This is a genomic window from Caldimonas taiwanensis NBRC 104434 (assembly GCF_001592165.1).
Classification (GTDB): domain Bacteria; phylum Pseudomonadota; class Gammaproteobacteria; order Burkholderiales; family Burkholderiaceae_C; genus Caldimonas; species Caldimonas manganoxidans.
In genome coordinates this window covers 228285-247894 of the sequence record NZ_BCWK01000001.1, presented here as the reverse complement: position 1 = coordinate 247894, position 19610 = coordinate 228285, and the positions used below count along the sequence as shown (strand labels likewise).

Genomic DNA, 19610 nt, shown 5'->3' with positions numbered 1-19610 from the left:
CTGGAACGAACGGGAAGCAATGCCTGCGCTGCCATTCCACCATGAATGGTGCGAGCGGGCAATCGCCAGCGCCCCTCACAGCGTGGGCACTGCAGCGAGCAAGGCCCGGGTGTAGTCGGACTGCGGGGCGCGAAAGACGGTGGCCACCTCGCCGCGCTCGACGATGCGTCCATGCTGCATCACCACCACCTCGTCGCACAGGTAGTCCACCACCGCCAGGTCGTGGCTGATGAAGAGGTAGGTCAGGCCGAAGTCGCGCTGCAAATCGCGCATCAGGTTGAGCACCTGGGCCTGCACCGACACGTCCAGTGCACTGACGGGCTCGTCAGCCACGATCAGCTGGGGCCGTGTGACCAAGGCGCGCGCGATGGCGATGCGCTGGCGCTGGCCGCCGGAGAACTCGTGCGGATATTTGGCCCTGTCCGCTGGGCGCAGACCCACGGCCTCCAGCGCTTCGGCCACGCGCCGGCGGCGCTCGGTGGGCGTCACCTCGTCCAGCACCGACAGCGGCTCGGCCACGATGCGCTCCACGGTCTGGCGCGGATCGAGCGAGCCATAGGGGTCTTGGAACACCATTTGGAAGTCGCGCCGCGCCCGGCGCAGCTCGGCCGGGGCCAGGCGGTGCAAGTCCCGGCCCAGCAGCCGCACGGTGCCCGCGGTGGGCCGCTCCAGCGCCATCACCAAGCGCGCCAGCGTGGACTTGCCCGAGCCCGACTCGCCCACCACGCCCAGGCTGCGGCCGGCCTCGATGCGCAGGCTCACATCGTCCAGCGCCAGCACGGTCTCGGCCGGCTGCCACAGCGATGTGCGCGGCAGGCGGTAGCGCTGGCTGAGATGATCGACCACGAGCAAGGCTGGGGACATCGTCAGGCCATCAATTCTGCCCAGCGCACGCAGGCCACCTCGTGCTGTGGGGAGGCGGCCTGCGGCATGGGGCGATCGTCACACACCGCCGCACGATGCGCACAACGGTCGGCAAAGGGGCAGCCGCGCGGCAGGTCCGCAAGCTCCGGCACGCGGCCGGGGATGGTGTGCAGCCGTTGACTGCGCGAGGCGCCCAGCCGCGGGCGGGCGGCCAGCAGACCGCGCGTGTAGGGATGCAGGGGTCGGCGCAGCACCTGGTCCACCGGCCCCTGTTCCACGCCCAGGCCGCCGTACATCACCAGCACGCGGCGCACATTGCGGGCGATCACCGCCAGATCGTGCGAGATCAGCATCAGGGCCATGTGGCGCTGCGCCACCAGGTCGGCCATGAGTTGCAGGATCTCGCGCTGCAAGGTCACATCCAGCGCGGTGGTCGGTTCGTCGGCGATGAGCAGGTCGGGCTGGCAAGCCAGGGCCATCGCAATGAGCACCCGCTGGCGCTGGCCGCCGGAGAGCTGGTGCGCATAGGCATCGAGCCGGCGTGCGGCCTGCGGCATGCGCACCTGTTCCAGCAGACGCAGGGCCTCGGCGCGCGCGGCCTTGGCATCCAGGCCGCGGTGCAGGCGCAGCGGCTCGGCCACTTGGCGACCGATGGGCTGCAGCGGGTTGAGCGCCGTCATGGGTTCTTGGAAGACCATCGCGATGCGATGGCCCCGCAGCCGGCACCAGGCGGCTTCGTCCTGCGCCAACAGCTCGCGGCCGTCCAAGCGCACAGAGCCCGACACCCGGGCGCCATCGGGCAGCAGGCCCATCAGCGTGAGTGCCAGCAGGCTCTTGCCGCAGCCCGACTCGCCCACCACGCCAAGCGTGTCCCCGCGTTGCAGCGAGAAACTCAGGCCGCGCAGCGCTTCGGCCGGCCCGCGCGCGGTACGCAGCGTCACCCGCAAATCGCGCACCTCCAGCAGGCTGCGGCTCATCGCTGCCTCGCCAGACGCGGGTCGAGCAGGTCGCGCAGCCCGTCGCCCAAGAGGTTCAACCCCAGCACCGACAGCGCGATCGCGATGCCGGGGTACAGCGCCAGTTGCGGCGCCTGGAACAATTGGGTTTGTGCCTCGCTGAGCATGCGCCCCCAGGACGGCTGGGGCGGCTGGGTGCCCAGGCCCAGGTAAGACAGCGCCGCCTCGGCCAAGATGGCCGTGGCGAATTGGATGGTGGCCTGCACGATGATCACCGAGGCGATGTTGGGCAGCACGTGCTCCAGCGTGATGCGCAAGCTGCCCTTGCCGCAGGCGCGCGCAGCCGCAATGAACTCGCGCGCGCCCACGGCCTTGGCCGCAGCGCGCGTCAGTCGGGCGAACACCGGGATGTTGAAGAGGCCGATCGCGACGATGGAAGTGAACAGCCCGGGTCCATACACCGCGGTGAGCATGATGGCCGTGAGCAAGGCCGGGAAGGCGAAGCCGAAGTCGGACACACGCATCACCACTTCTTCCACCCATCCGCGCCGCGCCGCGGCCAACAGGCCCAGGCTCACGCCGAACACCAGCCCCATGCCCACCGCCACCACGCCCACGAGGATGGAGTTCTGCGCCCCCACCAGCAGCAGCGTGGCGATGTCGCGCCCCAGGCTGTCGGTGCCCAGCCAGTGAGCGGCCGACGGCGGCTGCAAGCGCTGGGCAATATCGATGGCCTCGGGCGGATAGGGCGTCCACACCAGCGACAGTGCGGCCGCCAGCAGCAAGGCCAGCACCAGCACGGCCCCCAAGACGAAGCTGCGGTGCCCGAAGGCGGCCCTCATGCATCGACCCCTTTCAGTCGCGGATCGATCCAGGCATAGAGCACGTCGACGACGAAGTTGATCAGAATGACGGCCGCCACCAACAGCAGGATGACGTCACGCACCACGGCCAGATCGCGGTTGGCAATGGCCTGAAAGACCAGGCGGCCCAGGCCGGGCAACACGAAGACGTTCTCCACCACGATGGCGCCGGTCAGCAAATTGCCCAACTGCAGGCCCATGATGGTGAGCACCGGAATCATCGCGTTGCGCAGCACATGGCGCCACAAGGTGGCGCGGCGGCTGAGCCCCTTGGCGCGGGCGGTGCGCACATAGTCTTCGCGCAGCGTGTCGAGCACGGCCGAACGCGTGAAGCGCGCCAGGATGGCCGACTGCACGGCCGCCAGCGCCACGGCCGGCAGCACCAGGGCCTTCAGGCCAGCCCACAGACTGCCGCCTTCGTCTTGCGTCCAGCCCGGAAAACCGCCGGCCGGAAACCACTGCAGGTGCACCGCAAAGACCAGGATCAGCAAGATGGCCAGCCAGAAATTGGGAATGGCCAAGCCGAGCTGGCTGAGCGTCATCACACCCAAGTCGCCCAAGCGATTGTGACGCGCGGCCGCATACACGCCCAGGCACAGGCCCGCAACCACGGTCAGCCCCATGGCCAACAGGGCCAGTGGCAGGCTCACGCGCAGACGTTCGGCAATGAGGGTCCACACCGGTGTGTCATAGGCCACGCTCACCCCAAAATCGCCGCGCAAGGCGCCGCCCACCCATTCGACATAGCGCACCCACGCCGGACGATCCAACCCCAGCTGCGCCGACAGCGCGGCCACTTGCTCGGGCGTGGCCGTGGGCCCCAAGCGCACTTCGGCGGCATTGCCCGGCAGGACCTCCAGCACGACGAACACCACCACCGAGGCCGCCAGCAAGGTGGCGATGCCACTGACCAAGCGCTTGAGCAAGAAGGCGCCCAAGGCCGTGACTTCACTGGGCCAACACGGCGGCCATGGCCTTGGCCACGGCTTCGACATTGTGCTGGTTCAGCCCGGCCACGCACATGCGGCCAGTGCGCACCAGGTAGACCCCATGCTCCTCGCGCAAGCGGTCCACCTGCTCGGGGCTCAGGCCGGTGTAGCTGAACATGCCGCGCTGGGTGAGGAAGTAATCGACATTGCGCCCAGGCAGCTGGGCCGACAGCACCGCATGCAAGCGACGGCGCATTTGCTGGATGCGTGCGCGCATCGCGTCGAGCTCCTCGGCCCAGGCTTGGCGCAGCTCGGGCGTTTGCAACACGCGCGCGACGATCTGGCCGCCATGTGTGGGTGGGCTGGAGTAATTGCGACGGATCGCCGCCTTGAGCTGACCCAGCACCAACTCGGCCTCGTGTGCCGAGGGGCAGACCACGCTGAGCGCGCCGCAGCGCTCGCCGTACAGCGAAAAGCTCTTGGAAAACGAACTGGCGCAGAAGAAGCTCACGCCCGCATCGGTCAGCGCGCGAATGGCATGGGCATCCTCCTCGATGCCATCCCCAAAGCCCTGGTAGGCGATGTCCACATAGGGAATGAGCCGGCGCGACTGGATCACCGGGACGAGCTGCGCCCACTGCTGGCGCGTGAGGTCCACGCCCGTGGGGTTGTGGCAGCAGGCATGCAGCAGCACGATGCTGCGCTCGGGCATGTCCTGCAGTGCCGCCAGCATCGCGTCGAAGCGCAAGCCGCCGCTGGCCGCGTCATAGTAAGGATAGGTGTGGACGGTGAAGCCCGCACCTTCGAACATGGCGCGGTGATTGTCCCACGTGGGGTCACTGACCCATACCTCGGACTGCGGGAAGTAGCGCTTCAGAAAATCCGCCCCCACCTTCAGCCCGCCGGAGCCTCCCAGGGTCTGGATGGTGGCAATGCGGGCGCTGCGGACGGCTTCATGGTCGGCGCCAAAGATCAAGTGCTGCACGGCTTGCCGGTAATTGGCCGCTCCTTCCATCGGCTGGTACGGCCGTGGCCCGATGTCCTGCAGCAGGGCCGCTTCGGCCTGCCGCACCGCGCGCATCACCGGCAGACGGCCGTCGTCGTCGAAATACACCCCGATGCTCAGGTTGATCTTGCCCGGCCGGGGGTCCTTCTGGAAGTTCTCGTTCAGGGTCAGGATGGGGTCGCCGCCATAAGGGTCGACGTGTTGAAACATGAGAGCTCCTTCGATGCGCGATGGCCGGATTATCGATCGCCTGCCGCTCAGTCGGCCGCCAGCGCCGCCTCGATGTCGCGCTCGATGGCCTCGGGCCGGTCCGTGGGCGCATAGCGCTTGAGCACCTGGCCGTGGCGATCGATGAGGAACTTGGTGAAGTTCCATTTGATCGCCTTGGTGCCCAGCAAGCCCGGCGCCTGGGCGGTGAGCCATTGGTACAGCGGATGCGCCTGCGCACCGTTGACCTTGATTTTGCTCATCATCGGAAAGCTCACCCCATAGTTCACCTGACAAAAGTTGGCGATCTCCTCGTTGCTGCCCGGGTCCTGAGCGCCGAACTCATTGCTCGGAAAGCCCAGCACCACCAAGCCGCGAACCGCATATTTGCGCCACAGCGCCTCCAGCCCAGCGAATTGGGGCGTGAAGCCGCACCGGCTGGCCGTATTGACGATCAACAGCACCTTGCCGCGGTAGTCGGCCAGCCGCACCACGCGGCCGTCGATGGCCTGGGCTTCGAAGTCATACACGCTGCGGGTCTGGGGCGAAGTCATGTCGCAACTCAGCGGGGTCAACCAGCCGCACATGGTACGCCGAGCCCGCCGTGGGCCCAAGCACGGCCGGCGCATCGCCCCCCTGCGCCAGCCCATCGCCCCACGTTTCCGGGCTTGACGCCCCCACAGGCGGGGCCGAACATCGTCGCATGCAGCCGTGCCTCGGCGCTCCCGGCCCGGGGTGCCGAGGCGGCCGTCAGGAGCCTTGTTCCCATGAGCATGCGATATCGGGTGGCCCTCCAAGGCTTCAGCGCCTTCGAACGCTCCACCTTTCAGTCGTTCTTCCGCTTGGCCGCCCGACGCCAGCCGGCCTACGACCTGGTCGAGGACTTGCGCAGCGCCGACTTGGTGATCGCCGACGCCGACCAGCCGGCGGCGGTGTCGGCCGTGCGCGAGGCCGGCCGGCTGCCACGCTGCTTGTTCATCGGCGCGCACGACGTGGGCGCCGGACTGGGCCGCTTGCCGCGCCCCATCAACCTGATGAACGTGCTGCGCATGCTGGACGAAATGAGCCAGCCCGGTGCCGCGCCGCAGCGCTCGGCCCTGTCCGCAGCCCCCTCTCGCCCGGCCGCAGCCGCCCCCTTGGCGCTGGAGGCCATGCCGGCGGCCGCCTCGGGCCGCGCCCGCGCCATGTCACCCAGCCGGCCTGATTTTTCCGGCAGCAGTGATTTCTCCAATTCCGTCACCGTCGATGGGGACGAGCGCTTCGATCACATCCTCGTGGTGGACGACTCCGACATCGCGCTGCGCTTCATGCAAGCGCGCCTGAAGCGCTTCGGCTTCAAGGTCCATCTGGCGCGCAGCGGCGAGGAGGCGCTGCAGCGTATCGCCCAACAACAATTCGAATTCGTCTTCCTCGACGTGATGATGACCGGGATGGATGGCTACCAGACCTGCAAGGCCATCAAACGCAAGCCCCCGTCGCCGGGACGCCGCGTGCCGGTGGTGGTGATGCTCACCAGCCGCGCCGGGCCGGTCGATCGCATCCGTGGCACCCTGGCCGGCTGCGATGCCTACCTGACCAAACCGCTGTCCGAGGACGAACTGGTGCGGGTCATCAGCCGCTATGACGCGGCCTTCCAGCGGGGGTTCGAGAACACCGCCGCCAACTGACCGCCCACGGACCACCGACAACCGCCGACGAACCGCCAACGCCGTCGGTCTCCCCCCGTGTCGGCGCCGCACCGGGCAGGCCGGGCTTTCTTTCGAAGCCGATGCGCCTCTACACTAGCCCGACACCGATGCCTTCGACGTGAGCCCGCCCGCCGACCTTCCCTCCCGCCACGCGACTGCCCCCGCCCAGGCCCAGGGCCTGCGCTGCGGCCCTTGGGCGCTGGCCTTCCCCTACAGCTGGGCGCGCACGTTCGTCGAAGACATCGAGCTGTCGGAAGTGCCGCACGCGCCGGCCTGGTTGTTGGGTGCGGCCAACGTGGACGGCTCGGTCGTGCCGGTGTTCGACCTGCTGCGCTGGCTGGATCCGGCGCAAGGCACGCCCACCGGCCCCGGCAGCCGGATGCTCCTGGGGGGCGACGGTGACCAGGTGGCCGGCCTGATCTTCCGCGGTCTGCCCACCCCGGTGCACCCCGTCGCCGGCGCCGCCCCCGGGGTGCCGCCGGCCCTGGCCGAGTTCGTGCGCGGCGCCGCCGTCGATGCCCAAGGGCAGCCCTGGGCGGTGATCGACGCGGCCGCCCTGCTCGAAGCCTGGGCGGCCGAGCTCAGTCTGGCGTGAAGCCGACCTGCGCGTGATGGACTCACTCAGGAGCCTCGTGTGAACTTGAGCCTGAAGCTGCTGCTGGGCGGAGCCCTCACCGCCGTGCTGGGCGGGGTGTCGGCCTGGGCGGCCCTGCATTGGGCGCCCCCGCCCGGGCAAGGCATGCCCTGGCCCCTGGTGCTCGCCCTCGGGCTGGCCGCGTTGCTGGGCGCACTGCTGATGGCGCAGCTCGGTCGGCGCTGGCAAGCGCCCTTGCACCAGCTGCGCCACACCCTGGAGCGCGCCGCCGGCGGCGACACCCAGATCCGCGCCCGGCTGCAGCGCCATGACGAATGGGGCGCTCTGGGCGCCGCACTGGACCGCGTGCTCGATGAGCGGGGCCAACGCCTGCAGCGCATCGCGCAGGAAAACGAAAGCCTCAATCGCTCGGTCGTGGGCCTGCTGCACACGGTGTTCCAGATGTCGAACAAAGACCTCACCGCCCGTGCGGAGGTGACCGAGGACATCATCGGCACCCTGTCGGCCTCGATCAATCAACTCGGCGAAGAAACCAGCCGCACCCTGCAAGAAGTGCAAGACATCGCCGATCAAGTGCGCAGCGCCTGCGAATTCGTCGGGGAGCAAGCGCTGCGCGTGGATGAAACCGCCCAGCAAGAACGCGCCGCGCTGGAGGGCATGGCCGCCCATCTCGGCCAAGCCACCTACCAGCTCGCCCAGATGGCTGCGCTGTCCACCTCCTCCAGCGAAGCCGCCGAGCTGGCCAGTGCCGCCACCGACGCTGCCCTGCATGCGGTGGACGCCACGGTGCGTGGCATGGAAGCGCTGCGCGGCACCATGGCCGAGACCGAAAAGCGCTTCAAGCGCTTGGGCGAGCGCAGCCAAGAGATCTCCACCATCGTCAACCTCATCCATGCGATTGCCGAGCGCACCCACGTCCTCTCGCTCAATGCCTCGATGCAAGCCAGCAACGCGGGTGAAGCCGGACGCAGCTTCGTGGTGGTGGCCGAAGAAGTGCAGCGCCTGTCCGAATCCGCGCGGGCAGCCACGGCGCAAATCGCCCAGCTCGTGCAAAGCATCCAGGTCGAGACGGGCGACACCTTGCTGACGATGAACCGCCTCATCGCCGAAGTGGTGCGCCAGTCCGAACAAGCCCGCCAAGCCGGCGCGCAAATGGCGCAAACGCGGCAAACCACGGCCCAGCTGGTGAGCCTGGTGCAGCAAATCGCCGCGTTCTCGCAGGCCCAAAGCACGCTGGCCCAAGAGCTGCGCCTGTCGGTGGAGCAGCTCGACCGCGGATCGGCCCAAACCATCTTGGCCATCGAACAGCAAACCGAATCGACGGCCACCCTGGTCGACTACGCCCGACGCCTGTCCGAAGCCGTCGGACAGTTCCGATTGCCACCTGCGCAACACCCCTGAGCCCCCCCATGAAGACCGACGACTTGCTCGAGGTGCTGCGCGAGGAATTCGCGCTGGCGGCCCCCGACGTCGACGACGCCTTGCTGCGCTGGCTCAGCAACCCGGACGATGCGGCTGCGGCGGCCGAGGCAGCCACGCTGTTCGACCGCTTGAACCAAGCCTGCCGCGTCGTCGGCCTGGACGGACTGGCCGCGGTGTTGGAGCTGCTGCGCGATGGCATCAGCACCCTGGCCACCCTGGACCGGCTCGACCGTCAAACCGCCCTGGGCTGGCTGGCGCAGTGGCAGCCGCCGGTGCAGGACTACCTCGATCAGCCGGCCAGCACGACAGCCACCCAGGCGCTGATCGACTTTCTGCGCAGCGGACCGCTGGGGCTGCCGCCGGACTCGCTGCAAGCCCTGCGCGAGGCGCTGCTCCACCGCCCCGCGGACGCGGGCGTGGACGCGCTCGCCGCGCCCGTGCCGCACGCCGCCGATGCCGATGCAATGTCGCTCGAAGTGCCCGCCGACGTGGACGCCGCGCTGTACGAAGCGTTTCTCGACGACGCCCCGGGCCAAGTGGCCACGCTGGCCGAGGCCGTGCGCGCCTTGACCGCCGGCCGTGCCGATGCGGCCTGCCTGCACGAAGCCCGGCGCGTCGCCCACACGCTCAAAGGCAGTGGCCACATCATCGGCATCCGCGGCATCGGGCGGCTGGCGCACCGCATCGAGGACGTGCTGGACCATGCCGTCCAGCAAGAAGGCCGCTTGCCCCACGCCGTGGCGCGCGACCTGGAACAGGCCGTCGCCTGCCTGGACCAGATGGTCTACGCCCTGCGTGGCGAAGAAGACCCGCCTCTGGACGCGCCACACTGCCTGGAGCGGTTGGAACGCTGGGTGCAGGCGCTCCACGACGGCTGCGCCGAGGCCCTGGCCGAGCCGACCCAGCCCATCCCGCTGGCTCCCCCTGCGGCCCCCGGTGGCCCGCCGGCCGCGCCGGCCCTCCACGTGCCCACGCCAGACGAGACGGTGCGCGCCACGCTGCGCATCCCCGCCGAGCGGCTGGACCGCCTGGTGCGGCGAGCCGCCCAAGCCTTGGTGCACCAAGGGCGCGCCGAGGAAATGGTGCGTCAGGTCGAAGACCGGCTGGCACAGATCGATCGGGCCCAACGCGCGCTGCAAGACCGCCTGCGCGACCTCGAGCTGGCCATCGACCGACACGTGCATGCGCGATCGCCTGCGGCGCCCAGCCCGGCCGCGGGCTTCGACAGCCTGGAGCTGGACCGCTACAACGAATTGCAATCGCTCGTGCGCTTCACCACGGAAGCCCTGGCCGACGAGGCCGAACACACCCGCGCCGCGCGGGCCCAGGCCCAAGCCGCCGTGCAGGCCCTGCGCAAACAAGGGCACGAGCTCGTCGAGCAGCACCGCGAGCTGATCAGCGCGCGCCTGGTGCCCGTGCGTCAGATCGTCGCGCGGCTGAAGCGCAACGTGGCGCAAACCGCACGCCTCACCGGCAAAGAAGTCGAGCTGCGCATCGAGGGCGAAGACATGCCGCTGGACACCGAGGTGCTAGACCGCCTGACCGAGCCCTTGCTGCACCTGCTGCGCAATGCGGTCGACCACGGCATCGAGCCCGGCGCCGAACGCCTGGCCGCCGGCAAGCCGCCCTGCGGCACCGTGTGGCTGCGCTTTGCACGCGACAGCCGCACCGTCACGGTCGAATGCCAAGACGACGGCCGCGGCCTGGACCTGGCGGCCATCCATGCCCGCGCACTGGAGCTGGAGCTGTTGCGCCGCGACGATCCCATCACCGAGGCCGAGCTGGCCCGGCTCATCCTGCTGCCGGGCTTTTCCACCCGCAGCGAGGTCAGCGAAATTTCCGGTCGCGGCCTGGGCCTGGACATCGTGGCCGACCGCCTGCGTGCGATGAAGGGCCGCATCGACATCGACAGCCGCCCGGGTTCGGGCAGCCGCTTCGTGCTCACGGTGCCAGCCACCACCGGACTGCAACACGCGCTGATGGTCGAAGTCAGCGGTCAGGTCTATGCCCTGCCCAGCGAGGGCCTGAGCTTGGCGCTGGCCCCGGGCCAAGGGCAAGTCGTCGTCGGCCCCCAAGGCACGCAGTTCCGCCATGCGCAGCGCCTGTACCCCTACCAACGGCTCGGTGCCTGGCTGGGCCTGCCGCCGCCGGAGTCCACCGTCGCGACCCCTGCGGTGGTGCTGGCGCGCGTGGGCGGACGCGACCTCGCGCTCGAAGTGGACCGCATCCTCGACTCGCGCGAACTCATCCTGCAAGACATCGGGCGCTACTTGCGCCGTTTGCGCGGCGTGGCCGGCGGCGCGTTTCGCGCCGACGGCCGGCTCGTGTTCCTGCTCGACCTCGAAGCCCTGGAGCGAGCGTACGCCTCGCCCGTGCGCCGCCAGGCCGCCGAGCGCCTGCGTCGGCGCATGCAGGTCCAACGCAAGCATGTGTTGGTGGTCGACGATGCCCTGTCGGTGCGCCAGACCCTGGCCCAGCTCCTCGGCGATGCGGGCTATGAGGTCACCACGGCGCGCGACGGCTTCGAGGCACTCGATGCGCTGATCCGTCGCCAGGCCGACGTCGTGCTCACCGACCTGGAAATGCCCAATCTCGACGGCCTGGAGCTGACCCGCCGTCTGCGCGAATCGCGCCTATGGAAGACCCTGCCGGTGGTCATGCTCACCTCGCGCGCCACCCCCAAGCATGTGCGCAGCGCCGAAGACGCTGGCGTGGATGTCTTCCTCACCAAGCCTTACGAAGAAGCCGAGCTGCTGGCCGAAGTGCGCCGGTTGGCCTTCGCCGCAGGCTGAGCACCCCGACCGACCCGCGCAGGAGCCAGCGTGGCCAGCAAAGCGGCCATCACGATCAGCCCACCCCCCAGCAGCGTGCGCCCCGACAGCGGCTCTGCGCCGATCCACACCGCCGACAGCGCCGCAAACACCACTTCGGTGAGCATCACCACCGCCGTGACATTGGCCGGCAGCCTCGACGCCCCATGCTGATAGGCCAAATTGCCGGCCAAGAAAGCCAAGGCCGTCAGCCCCAGCAGCGCCATCCACGGCGGCTGCACCGGCGGCAACGCCGGCACCCAGTGCATCCCGGTCAGCGGCCCCAACGCCAAGGCCAAGACCAAAGACACACCCACACAGCCCATCAGCATCGCCAAGGCGCGGCCTTCGTCGCGCGTGACCGGTGCAAAGCGCCGCACCAGCACGCTGTTGCAGGCAAAACCCAGGCCGCCCAACAGCCCCAGCACGTCGGCCAGGCTGCGCGGCAGCGGCCAAGCCCCACCCTCGGGCTGCAACACCAGGGCCGCGCCGCCGAGGGCCAGCCCCACCCGCAGCAGCCCCCCCGACCCCAGCCGCTCGCCCAGCCACAGCCAAGCCAACAGCGCGGTCCACACCGGCATCAGGTAGAACAACAACACCACCCGCACCACCTCGCCGATGCTCACCCCCCAGTTGAAGGCCGCATTGACCCCGCCCGAGGCCAAGGCCATGGCCCACAGCACCGGCGTGCGCCGCACTTGTCCCAGGGCCTGCGGCCGCCACAGCAGCAGCACCGCGCAGCCGATCGAAAACAGCCCGACATTGGCCCACAGCGGATGCACGCCCATGTCGCGCAAAAGCCGCAAAGGCCACCACGACAGGCCCCAAACGGCCGCATTGAACAGCAACGCCAGCGTGGGCCACACCATGCCGCGGCCCTCAATGACGATCGCTGCGCGCGATCTCGAGCAAGTGCTCCACCTCCTCGGCATGGTGGCGCAGATTGTGCGCATGCCAGCGCCCGATCGCCCACATCGTGCCGGCCACCACCAACCCGAACGCCGTGATGGCCCCAAACGCCGACAAGCCCAGCTTGGTCATCCCGGTGTAGAACGCGCCCAGCCCCAAGATGCAGGCCTGCTCATTGAAGTTCTGCACCGCGATCGAGCGCCCCGCACCCATCAGGTTGTGGCCCCGATGCTGCAGCAGCGCATTCATCGGCACCACCAGGAAGCCGCCCAGCCCGCCCAACACGATCAAGAAAGGCGCAGCTACCCAGACGTTGTCGATGAAGTTCATGCCGATGACCAACACCCCCATGGCGATGCCCAAGGGAATGACCCGCGTGGCCTGATCCAAGCGCATGTAGACCGAGGCCACCATCGCCCCCACCGCCGTGCCCACGGCCACCACCCCCACCAGGGAAGACGCCTGCGTGGTCGAATAGCCCAAGGCGGCCGCAGCCCAGGCCAGCACGATGTAGCGCAAATTCCCTGACACCCCCCAAAACAGCGTGGTGGTCGACAAAGAAATCTGCCCCAGCCGGTCGCGCCACAACCGGCGATTGCAGGTGCGAAAGTCTCGCCACAGCTCCAGCGGCGAGGCCGGCAGCGGCTGCAGCGTCGCGCTGGTGCGTGGGATGAACCAATTGAAGACCGCGGCCAAGACGTACAACACGATGATCGAGGCGATCGCCGCCTGCGGCGCGGTCTCGATGCCGGTGTCCCAGCCCGGCAGCAAGTCCACCGACAACAGCCACGGTCCCAACACCGGGCCGACCAACTGCCCGCCCAACAACACCCCCAGAATGATCGAGGCGATCGTCAGGCCCTCGATCCAGCCATTGGCCTTGACCAGCTGTGAAGGCGGCAGCAGCTCAGTGAGGATGCCGTACTTGGCCGGCGAATAGGCCGCAGCGCCCAAGCCCACGATCGCATACGACATCAGCGGATGGGTGCCGAACAGCATCATCAGGCAGCCCAGCACCTTGACGCTGTTGGAGACGAACATCACCTTGCCCTTGGGCAAGAAATCGGCAAACGCCCCCACGAACGGCGCCAACACCACATAAAACAGCGCGAACATCGGCACCAAGGCCGCGCGCTGCCACTCCCCAGCGCCCGACAGCCGCAACAGCTCCACGGCCGCGACGAACAATGCGTTGTCGGCCAGCGAGCTGAAGAACTGCGCCGACATGATGGTGTAGAAGCCTTTTTTCATTCACTGGGCTCGCTGGGCGCCGGCTTCCGGGCAGGGTGACATCCTTGAAACGACAGACAACGCTTGCTTCCTCGTCGCGGGAAGCGAGCGGGTTTATAGCATGCGGCGATCCCCCGGCGCCGACCGGAAAACCCGTGAATGCTGCGCCCAAGACGGCCTGACATCGCATCGGATGCGGCCGCCCGGCTGGCAGAATCGGCGGGATTGCCCCGGAGCCTAGCGGCCATGCCCCGTCCCATCGAAGCCATCATCCACCCCGACGCCCTCGCACGCAACCTGCAACGCGCCCGCCTGTGCGCCCCCGACGCCAAGGTCTGGGCCGTGGTCAAAGCCAATGCCTACGGCCATGGCATCGAACGCGCCTACGCCGCACTGCAAGGGGCCGATGGCTTCGCCCTGCTGGACATTGCCGAGGCCCAACGCGTGCGTGACCTGGGCTGGCGCGGCCCGATCCTGCTGCTCGAAGGCTGCTTCGAAGCCCGCGACCTCGAAGCCTGCTCGCGCCTGAACCTGTGGCATGTGGTGCACACCGAGCAGCAAATCGACTGGCTGGCCACCCACAAAACCACCTGGCCGCACCGGGTCTTTCTCAAATTCAACTCCGGCATGAATCGGCTGGGCTTCAAGCGCGACGCCTTCCGCACGGCCTGGATGCGCTTGAGCGGCCTCACGCAAGTCGAGGAAATCTCGCTGATGACCCATTTTTCCGATGCCGACAACGAACGCGGCATCGCCCATCAGGTGGCGGCCTTCCAAGCCGCCACGGCCGACCTGCCCGGGGAGCGCTCACTCTGCAACAGCGCGGCCACCTTGCGCTATGCGGGCGACCATCCCGACGTGCGCGCCGACTGGGTACGCCCTGGCATCATGGTGTACGGCTCGGCCCCCGACTTCCCCGCCCATAGCGCTCGCCACTGGGGCTTGCTGCCCACCATGACTCTGCGATCGCGCCTGATCGCCGTGCAGTCCTTGGAGGCGGGCGACTGCGTCGGCTACGGCAGCACCTTCACCGCGCCGCAGCCCATGCGCATCGGTGTGGTGGCCTGCGGCTATGCCGACGGCTACCCGCGCCACTGCGGCACCGGCACACCGGTGCTGGTCGATGGGGTGCGCACCCGTGTGGTGGGCCGCGTGTCCATGGACATGCTCACGGTGGATCTCACGCCGGTCGAGCAAGCCGGTCGCCACGCCGGCCTCGGCGCGGAAGTCACCTTGTGGGGCCAGGGCCCCCACGGCAGCCTGCTGCCCATCGACGAAGTGGCTGCGGCGGCCCACACCGTGGCGTATGAATTGATGTGCGCGCTGGCTGCGCGCGTGCCGGTGACGGTCCGCGATCTGGGGCCGCAGGCCGCGTAAGCCGAGCATCAGCCGACTCAAGGCCCGCCGTCCACCCACACCATCCAGGCATACACCGCCGTCCCCCACAGCGTGGGACCGACCAGCCCCCCGCACAGACGCTGCCAGACCACCACCGCGGCGACGGCGGCGGCCACCGGCAGGATTCGAGTCGGGCCGGCCGCCGGCCACACCAGCGGATGGAGCGAGGCCACCAGCAAAGCCGCCAGGGCCGCCGGGCCCATGGCCGAAGACCAGCGGCGGATCGACTGCGAGCCCGACGCGCCGCGGCGCCGCAAGCGCCACCAAAACGGCAAGGCGCGCAGGACGAAGGTGCCCAGCCCGCAGGCCAGCACCGTCAGCAGCAACGTCCAGCCCGCCTCAGTCATGCTCGCGGCCTGCGTGCAACAGCTGGAAACCCGCACCGGCCAGCATGCCCGCCGGAAGGGCCACGGCCACCGGCGCCAGCGCCAGCCCCAGCAGCGTCACCCCTGCGGCCGCCCCCAGCGCCACGGCCCGCCCCCGCATGCCCATCTGCAACAGCAAAGACAGGAACAGCGCCGGCAACATGAATTGCAAGGCCTCGCGCAGCAAGGGGAACCGATCGATCCACTGAGCCCCTGCGGCGGCCCCCAGCGCGGTCCCGGCGATCCAGGCCCCATAGGCCCCGGCCTGAAGACCGGCCAGCCAGCCGGCCCGTCGCTCGGGGGGCAGACCGGGCAGACGCGTGGCTGCGCAGGCGAAGACTTCGTCCGTCAAGCCAAACGCCAGCGTGGACGACACCCGGGCCGACCGCCCCTGCGCCAGCTGCTCGGCCACCACCTGGCCATAGAGCAAGTGGCGCGCATTGAGCAGCCACACCGTGGGCACCACCGCCAGTGGCGTGCCCCCCGCGGCCCACAACGACAGCAGCACGAACTGGCTGGCCCCGGCAAACACCAAGGCCGAGATGGCCACCGCCCAAGCGCTGCCCAGTCCCATCTGCACCGCCGCCAAGCCGAAAGAAAAAGCCACGGGCACATAGCCGGCCGCGATCGGCACGCTGTCGGCCAAGCCGCTGAACACCCCTGATCTCATGCGGTCTGTGGCTTGCGGAACGTGAACACATGCGTGCCACCGCCCCAATCGTCTTGCCCCACGGTCGCGAACACCCGGCGGTGACGCACCAATTCCAAACCGGCCAAAGCCGCCAAACCGGCAAAGCGCCGCGCAAAGGTTTTGCGTTCGACTTCATAGTCGAAGCCGGCCACCATGGCTTGCAGCTCCAGCCAATAAAACCGCACGAAGGCGCCCAACTCGTCTTGCGGCCAGCGGCGCACCTCGGAGTCGCACAGGCGGGCGTAGAGCTGACGGCACATGCCCACGGCCTGGGCGCCCCGCCCTTCGGCGGCGGCCATCGAAGCCATCAACACCGTGCGACGGAAGTCCCGGTACAGCCGCGCGTCCTCCCCATGGGCCTGGGGCCACGGCTCGCCCACCCAGGCCATGCTGGCCAGCAAATACGCCCCGTGATGCCGCACCAAGGCCGCATGGCGTTCTTCGACGCTGGTGAATTCGGGCAGGAACTCATCGGCCACCACCAACAAGCCTCCGGGCTGCAACAACGCCGCGGCCTTGTGCAACATGAAGGCGGTGTTCAAGTGATGCGAGGCCCCGAAGGACGTGATCAAGGACGTGCGCGCTGCCGGCCACTCCAAGGCCAGGAAATCGCCCCGATGGGTCTCGATGCCCGGCGTCTGGCCGGTGCGGCGCTGCAAGCAGGCATAGGCCGCCTCATCGGGCTCCACGGCCAAGAACTCCAAAGACGGGTGCAACTCGCGCAACATCAACAAGGGCAGCCCGGGGCCGCTGCCCACGTCGATGACCAAGCCCGACGGTGGCGCCGATGCCGCGCTGGCGATGTCCTGCGCGGCGGCCACCACCTGACGCGCATAGGCCGGGTGCAGCAACTCGAAGGCATCGTACTGCTCGACATCGATGCGGCTGCCCAGCGGCCCGCTTCGCTCGGGGCACGACGCCCCCTCGGGCAAGCCGGCCCGCAAGACGCGCGGCAAGCGCCGTTGGCCACGCTGCAGCGACACCTCCAGCGCCAACCCATTGAGCACCCACGAGGGCGACTCCAGGTCCGCCAGCAACGAACGCACATCGTCCTCGCCCAAAGGGGTCGTGGGCGATTGCGCCCACCGGGCCAAACGCAGGCATCGCTGGGGCAAGGGCTGGGCCGACCAGGCCTGCGGCGCCCATTCGCCGGAAAAGGCCGAACAGGCCAGCATCGGCACCAGGCCGATGAACGGCCCTTGCGCATCCTCCTCGACGAAGGCATGCACCGGCCAAGGCCACGGACCGGCTTGCAGCTCGGCCAGGGCCTGCGCCCACAGCTGCCGCCCGTCCCGTCCGGGCTCGGGCTCGCCGCGCAAGCGCAACAAGCGCATGCCCAAGCCATTGGACACCTCCAACAAGGCCCGCTCCAACACCCCGAGCAAGCCCTCCCACGCCGCCGCATCGGCGGGCTGGGGCACGTACAGCGTGGAGGCACAGCCGCCATAGGCCTTGGGCGGATACTCGATCAAGACCAAGGCCCGCGCACCATGCTCATGGGCCGCATACACATGGGGGACATCGGCTTCGAACACATGGGTTTCGCCCGAACGCAGCAAGCGCGGGCGATCCGCCGGCCCGGCCAACATCGTCCCGGCCAGCACCGTCACCCGTTCTTTCACGCCGTGCAAATGCGGAGCCGACTCCTTACGGCAACCCGGCAACAGTTCGATCGTGTAGACCTCGATCTCGGGATCGTCGCGCGATCGTTCGATCAATCGAACATGCACGCCAGGGCCGCCCAAGGCGGGCTGCTCGCCGCCGCCGTCGTCGATCAGCACACCGAAAGGCACGCCCAAGGCATTGGCGACCGCCCACAGGGTTTCGATCGTGGGGTTGCCTTCGCCGTTTTCGAGCTGCGACAGCGTCGATTTGGCCACACCACTGCGCTCGGACAAGCCCGCCAGGCTGAGCCCGCGCTGGTGGCGAAAGCGCTGCAGCGCGCGGCCGATCGTCTGCACCGATGCCATGTCGCCCTCCCTGAGTGAATACTCGCCCCCCTGAGCCGGCGCGTGTCGTCCATTATATCGAACGGCCTGGCCTGCAAGGATGCCTCCGGGGGGCCGCCGGTCATGGCACCATGGCGGCAACTCATGGAGGCAGGAGCATGTCCATCGTCACCTTCATCGCCGGCCTGATGGCCTTGGTCGCGGGCGCCGAAGCCTTGGTGCGCGGGGCCTCGCGCTTGTCGCTGTCCTGGGGCATTTCCCCGCTGGTGGTCGGACTGACCGTGGTGGCCTTCGGCACCAGCGCACCCGAGATGGCCGTCTCCGTCGGCGCGGCCGCGCAAGGCGCCACCGAGGTGGCCGTGGGCAATGTCGTGGGCAGCAACGTGTTCAATGTGCTGTTCATCTTGGGCCTGTCGGCCTTGATCGCGCCACTGGTCGTGCACGTGCAAGTCATTCGGCAAGAAGTACCCCTCATGTTGGCCGCCGGGCTCGTGTTGGTCGCCATGGCCCTGGACGGCGTCATTTCGAGGCCCGAGGCGGCGCTGCTGCTGGCGCTGATGCTGGGCTACACCATCTTTCTGATCGTGCAGGCACGCCGCGCGCCGGCGCAAGAACAAAGCGAGTTCGCGGCCGACGCACCGGCCAGCCAGTGGGATCGGCATTGGAGCGTGCAGATCCTGCTGGTGCTGGTCGGACTGGCCGCGTTGGTGCTGGGCTCGCGCTGGCTCGTGCAGGCGGCCACCGCCTTTGCCAGCGCCTTGGGCGTCAGCGATGTGGTCATCGGCCTGACCATCGTGGCCGCCGGCACCTCGCTGCCGGAGGTGGCCGCCTCGGTCACCGCCTCCTTGCGTGGCCAGCGCGACATCGCCGTGGGCAATGTGGTCGGCAGCAACCTCTTCAACATCCTGGGCTGCCTGGGCCTGGCCGGCGTCGTGGCCGACGGCGGCCTGCCCATTCCCGAGGCCGTGCGCAACTTCGACCTGTGGGTGATGATGGCCACCTTGTTGGCCTGCCTGCCGATTTTCATGACCGACCGCCAGATCGCGCGCTGGGAAGGCGGTGTGCTGCTGGCCTACTATGGCGCCTACACGGCCTACCTCGTTCTGGCAGCCCAACACCATGAGGCCTTGGCGGCCTACTCCACCGTCATGATGAGTTTCGTGATCCCCCTGACCATCGTCACCCTGGCGGTGATGGTGATTCGTCGCCCCTCCTCCTCGCGATCGCACTGACTGCATGGACCTGCCCAGCCACCAACTCACGATGACCGTGCTGATGACGCCGGACATGGCCAATTTTTCCGGCAATGTCCACGGCGGCACCATCCTCAAACTGCTCGACCAAGTGGCCTATGCCTGCGCCAGCCGCTACGCCGGACGCTACGTGGTCACCCTCTCGGTCGACCAGGTGATCTTTCGCCAGCCCATCCATGTGGGCGAGCTGGTCACCTTCCTCGCGTCGGTGAACTACACCGGGAACTCCTCGATGGAAGTCGGCATCAAGGTGGTGGCAGAGAACATTCGCACCCAGGTCGTGCGCCACGCCAACAGCTGCTTTTTCACGATGGTGGCCGTCGATGACCAAGGCCGGCCCACGCCGGTGCCGCCCTTGACCCCGACCACGCCGGACGAACAGCGCCGCCACCAGGCCGCCTTGCTGCGCAAGCAGCTGCGCCGGGAGCTCGAGCAGCGCTACCTGGGCATCAAGAACGCCTGAGCGGAGCTTGCC

General features: G+C 68.7%; 18 protein-coding genes. 7 read left to right on the top strand and 11 right to left on the bottom strand.

Annotation, left to right across the window (positions count from 1 at the left end; genetic code table 11):
• Positions 1-75 precede the first annotated feature (75 nt).
• The 6 genes from CTA01S_RS01295 to CTA01S_RS01270 are packed head-to-tail and all read right to left on the bottom strand — an operon-like array spanning position 76 to position 5379.
• On the bottom strand, positions 76-864 hold the full coding sequence (locus CTA01S_RS01295) for an ATP-binding cassette domain-containing protein (protein WP_062191253.1): 789 nt from the start codon (positions 862-864) through the stop codon (positions 76-78).
• Between the two features lie 2 nt (positions 865-866).
• Positions 867-1841, bottom strand: a complete 975-nt coding sequence (locus CTA01S_RS01290; protein ID WP_019561657.1) for an ABC transporter ATP-binding protein — start codon at positions 1839-1841, stop codon at positions 867-869.
• The gene (locus CTA01S_RS01285; RefSeq protein ID WP_062191249.1) at positions 1838-2662 is read right to left on the bottom strand and encodes an ABC transporter permease; all 825 of its coding nucleotides are present in this window, start codon (positions 2660-2662) and stop codon (positions 1838-1840) included. Before CTA01S_RS01285 ends, CTA01S_RS01290 begins: the two co-directional genes overlap by 4 nt.
• A complete protein-coding gene (locus CTA01S_RS01280; protein ID WP_019561655.1) occupies positions 2659-3621 on the bottom strand; it encodes an ABC transporter permease in 963 nt (320 codons plus the stop codon). Before CTA01S_RS01280 ends, CTA01S_RS01285 begins: the two co-directional genes overlap by 4 nt.
• 10 nt (positions 3622-3631) lie before the next feature.
• Complete coding sequence (locus tag CTA01S_RS01275; protein WP_062191246.1) at positions 3632-4828, bottom strand: amino acid aminotransferase; 1197 nt, start codon at positions 4826-4828, stop codon at positions 3632-3634.
• Positions 4829-4875: 47 nt separating this feature from the next.
• Positions 4876-5379: a glutathione peroxidase gene (locus tag CTA01S_RS01270; RefSeq protein WP_062191241.1), complete on the bottom strand. Its 504-nt coding sequence runs from the start codon at positions 5377-5379 to the stop codon at positions 4876-4878.
• Between the two features lie 213 nt (positions 5380-5592).
• Between CTA01S_RS01270 and CTA01S_RS01265 the strand changes: the two genes are divergently transcribed.
• The 4 genes from CTA01S_RS01265 (at position 5593) to CTA01S_RS01250 (ending at position 11322) form a co-directional block, all read left to right on the top strand.
• A complete protein-coding gene (locus CTA01S_RS01265) occupies positions 5593-6492 on the top strand; it encodes a response regulator (RefSeq protein ID WP_062191238.1) in 900 nt (299 codons plus the stop codon).
• A gap of 139 nt (positions 6493-6631) precedes the next feature.
• Positions 6632-7108 (top strand): chemotaxis protein CheW, encoded by a 477-nt coding sequence (locus CTA01S_RS01260; RefSeq protein ID WP_019561651.1) that lies wholly within the window; start codon positions 6632-6634, stop codon positions 7106-7108.
• Positions 7109-7147: 39 nt separating this feature from the next.
• Complete coding sequence (locus CTA01S_RS01255) at positions 7148-8509, top strand: methyl-accepting chemotaxis protein (RefSeq protein ID WP_019561650.1); 1362 nt, start codon at positions 7148-7150, stop codon at positions 8507-8509.
• A gap of 8 nt (positions 8510-8517) precedes the next feature.
• Complete coding sequence (locus CTA01S_RS01250; RefSeq protein WP_062191234.1) at positions 8518-11322, top strand: hybrid sensor histidine kinase/response regulator; 2805 nt, start codon at positions 8518-8520, stop codon at positions 11320-11322.
• Here CTA01S_RS01250 and CTA01S_RS01245 read toward each other — a convergent pair.
• On the bottom strand, positions 11265-12209 hold the full coding sequence (locus tag CTA01S_RS01245) for a DMT family transporter (RefSeq protein ID WP_062191231.1): 945 nt from the start codon (positions 12207-12209) through the stop codon (positions 11265-11267). The genes CTA01S_RS01250 and CTA01S_RS01245 overlap by 58 nt on opposite strands.
• A 10-nt stretch (positions 12210-12219) precedes the next feature.
• The gene (gene lplT, locus CTA01S_RS01240) at positions 12220-13500 is read right to left on the bottom strand and encodes a lysophospholipid transporter LplT (protein WP_019561647.1); all 1281 of its coding nucleotides are present in this window, start codon (positions 13498-13500) and stop codon (positions 12220-12222) included.
• Between the two features lie 225 nt (positions 13501-13725).
• On the opposite strand from lplT, the gene alr reads away from it, so the two are divergent.
• On the top strand, positions 13726-14856 hold the full coding sequence (gene alr / locus CTA01S_RS01235) for an alanine racemase (RefSeq protein WP_062191228.1): 1131 nt from the start codon (positions 13726-13728) through the stop codon (positions 14854-14856).
• A 17-nt stretch (positions 14857-14873) separates the two neighbouring features.
• Here alr and CTA01S_RS01230 read toward each other — a convergent pair whose 3' ends face one another.
• From CTA01S_RS01230 to CTA01S_RS01220, 3 genes are read right to left on the bottom strand one after another with little or no spacing between them, the layout of a single operon-like run.
• The gene (locus CTA01S_RS01230; protein WP_084362244.1) at positions 14874-15224 is read right to left on the bottom strand and encodes an AzlD domain-containing protein; all 351 of its coding nucleotides are present in this window, start codon (positions 15222-15224) and stop codon (positions 14874-14876) included.
• Positions 15217-15912: an AzlC family ABC transporter permease gene (locus CTA01S_RS01225; protein ID WP_062191222.1), complete on the bottom strand. Its 696-nt coding sequence runs from the start codon at positions 15910-15912 to the stop codon at positions 15217-15219. Before CTA01S_RS01225 ends, CTA01S_RS01230 begins: the two co-directional genes overlap by 8 nt.
• Positions 15909-17903, bottom strand: coding sequence for a helix-turn-helix domain-containing protein (locus CTA01S_RS01220; RefSeq protein WP_062191218.1), 1995 nt, complete (start codon positions 17901-17903; stop codon positions 15909-15911). Before CTA01S_RS01220 ends, CTA01S_RS01225 begins: the two co-directional genes overlap by 4 nt.
• Positions 17904-18040: 137 nt before the next feature.
• On the opposite strand from CTA01S_RS01220, the gene CTA01S_RS01215 reads away from it, so the two are divergent.
• Both CTA01S_RS01215 and CTA01S_RS01210 read left to right on the top strand, forming a co-directional pair.
• Positions 18041-19114 carry a calcium/sodium antiporter gene (locus tag CTA01S_RS01215; RefSeq protein WP_062191216.1) on the top strand — a complete coding sequence of 358 codons (1074 nt, stop codon included), beginning with the start codon at positions 18041-18043 and terminating at the stop codon, positions 19112-19114.
• A 4-nt stretch (positions 19115-19118) separates the two neighbouring features.
• A complete protein-coding gene (locus CTA01S_RS01210) occupies positions 19119-19598 on the top strand; it encodes an acyl-CoA thioesterase (RefSeq protein ID WP_019561641.1) in 480 nt (159 codons plus the stop codon).
• Positions 19599-19610 lie beyond the last annotated feature (12 nt).

Bases quoted from the DNA above. Each gene is read 5' to 3' on its own strand.
- CTA01S_RS01295 (WP_062191253.1), bottom strand. From the start codon at position 864: ATGTCCCCAGCCTTGCTCGTGGTCGATCATCTCAGCCAGCGCTACCGC.
- CTA01S_RS01290 (WP_019561657.1), bottom strand. From the start codon at position 1,841: ATGAGCCGCAGCCTGCTGGAGGTGCGCGATTTGCGGGTGACGCTGCGT.
- CTA01S_RS01285 (WP_062191249.1), bottom strand. From the start codon at position 2,662: ATGAGGGCCGCCTTCGGGCACCGCAGCTTCGTCTTGGGGGCCGTGCTG.
- CTA01S_RS01275 (WP_062191246.1), bottom strand. From the start codon at position 4,828: ATGTTTCAACACGTCGACCCTTATGGCGGCGACCCCATCCTGACCCTG.
- CTA01S_RS01270 (WP_062191241.1), bottom strand. From the start codon at position 5,379: ATGACTTCGCCCCAGACCCGCAGCGTGTATGACTTCGAAGCCCAGGCC.
- CTA01S_RS01265 (WP_062191238.1), top strand. From the start codon at position 5,593: ATGAGCATGCGATATCGGGTGGCCCTCCAAGGCTTCAGCGCCTTCGAA.
- CTA01S_RS01250 (WP_062191234.1), top strand. From the start codon at position 8,518: ATGAAGACCGACGACTTGCTCGAGGTGCTGCGCGAGGAATTCGCGCTG.
- CTA01S_RS01245 (WP_062191231.1), bottom strand. From the start codon at position 12,209: ATGGTGTGGCCCACGCTGGCGTTGCTGTTCAATGCGGCCGTTTGGGGC.
- lplT (WP_019561647.1), bottom strand. From the start codon at position 13,500: ATGAAAAAAGGCTTCTACACCATCATGTCGGCGCAGTTCTTCAGCTCG.
- alr (WP_062191228.1), top strand. From the start codon at position 13,726: ATGCCCCGTCCCATCGAAGCCATCATCCACCCCGACGCCCTCGCACGC.
- CTA01S_RS01230 (WP_084362244.1), bottom strand. From the start codon at position 15,224: ATGACTGAGGCGGGCTGGACGTTGCTGCTGACGGTGCTGGCCTGCGGG.
- CTA01S_RS01225 (WP_062191222.1), bottom strand. From the start codon at position 15,912: ATGAGATCAGGGGTGTTCAGCGGCTTGGCCGACAGCGTGCCGATCGCG.
- CTA01S_RS01220 (WP_062191218.1), bottom strand. From the start codon at position 17,903: ATGGCATCGGTGCAGACGATCGGCCGCGCGCTGCAGCGCTTTCGCCAC.
- CTA01S_RS01215 (WP_062191216.1), top strand. From the start codon at position 18,041: ATGTCCATCGTCACCTTCATCGCCGGCCTGATGGCCTTGGTCGCGGGC.
- CTA01S_RS01210 (WP_019561641.1), top strand. From the start codon at position 19,119: ATGGACCTGCCCAGCCACCAACTCACGATGACCGTGCTGATGACGCCG.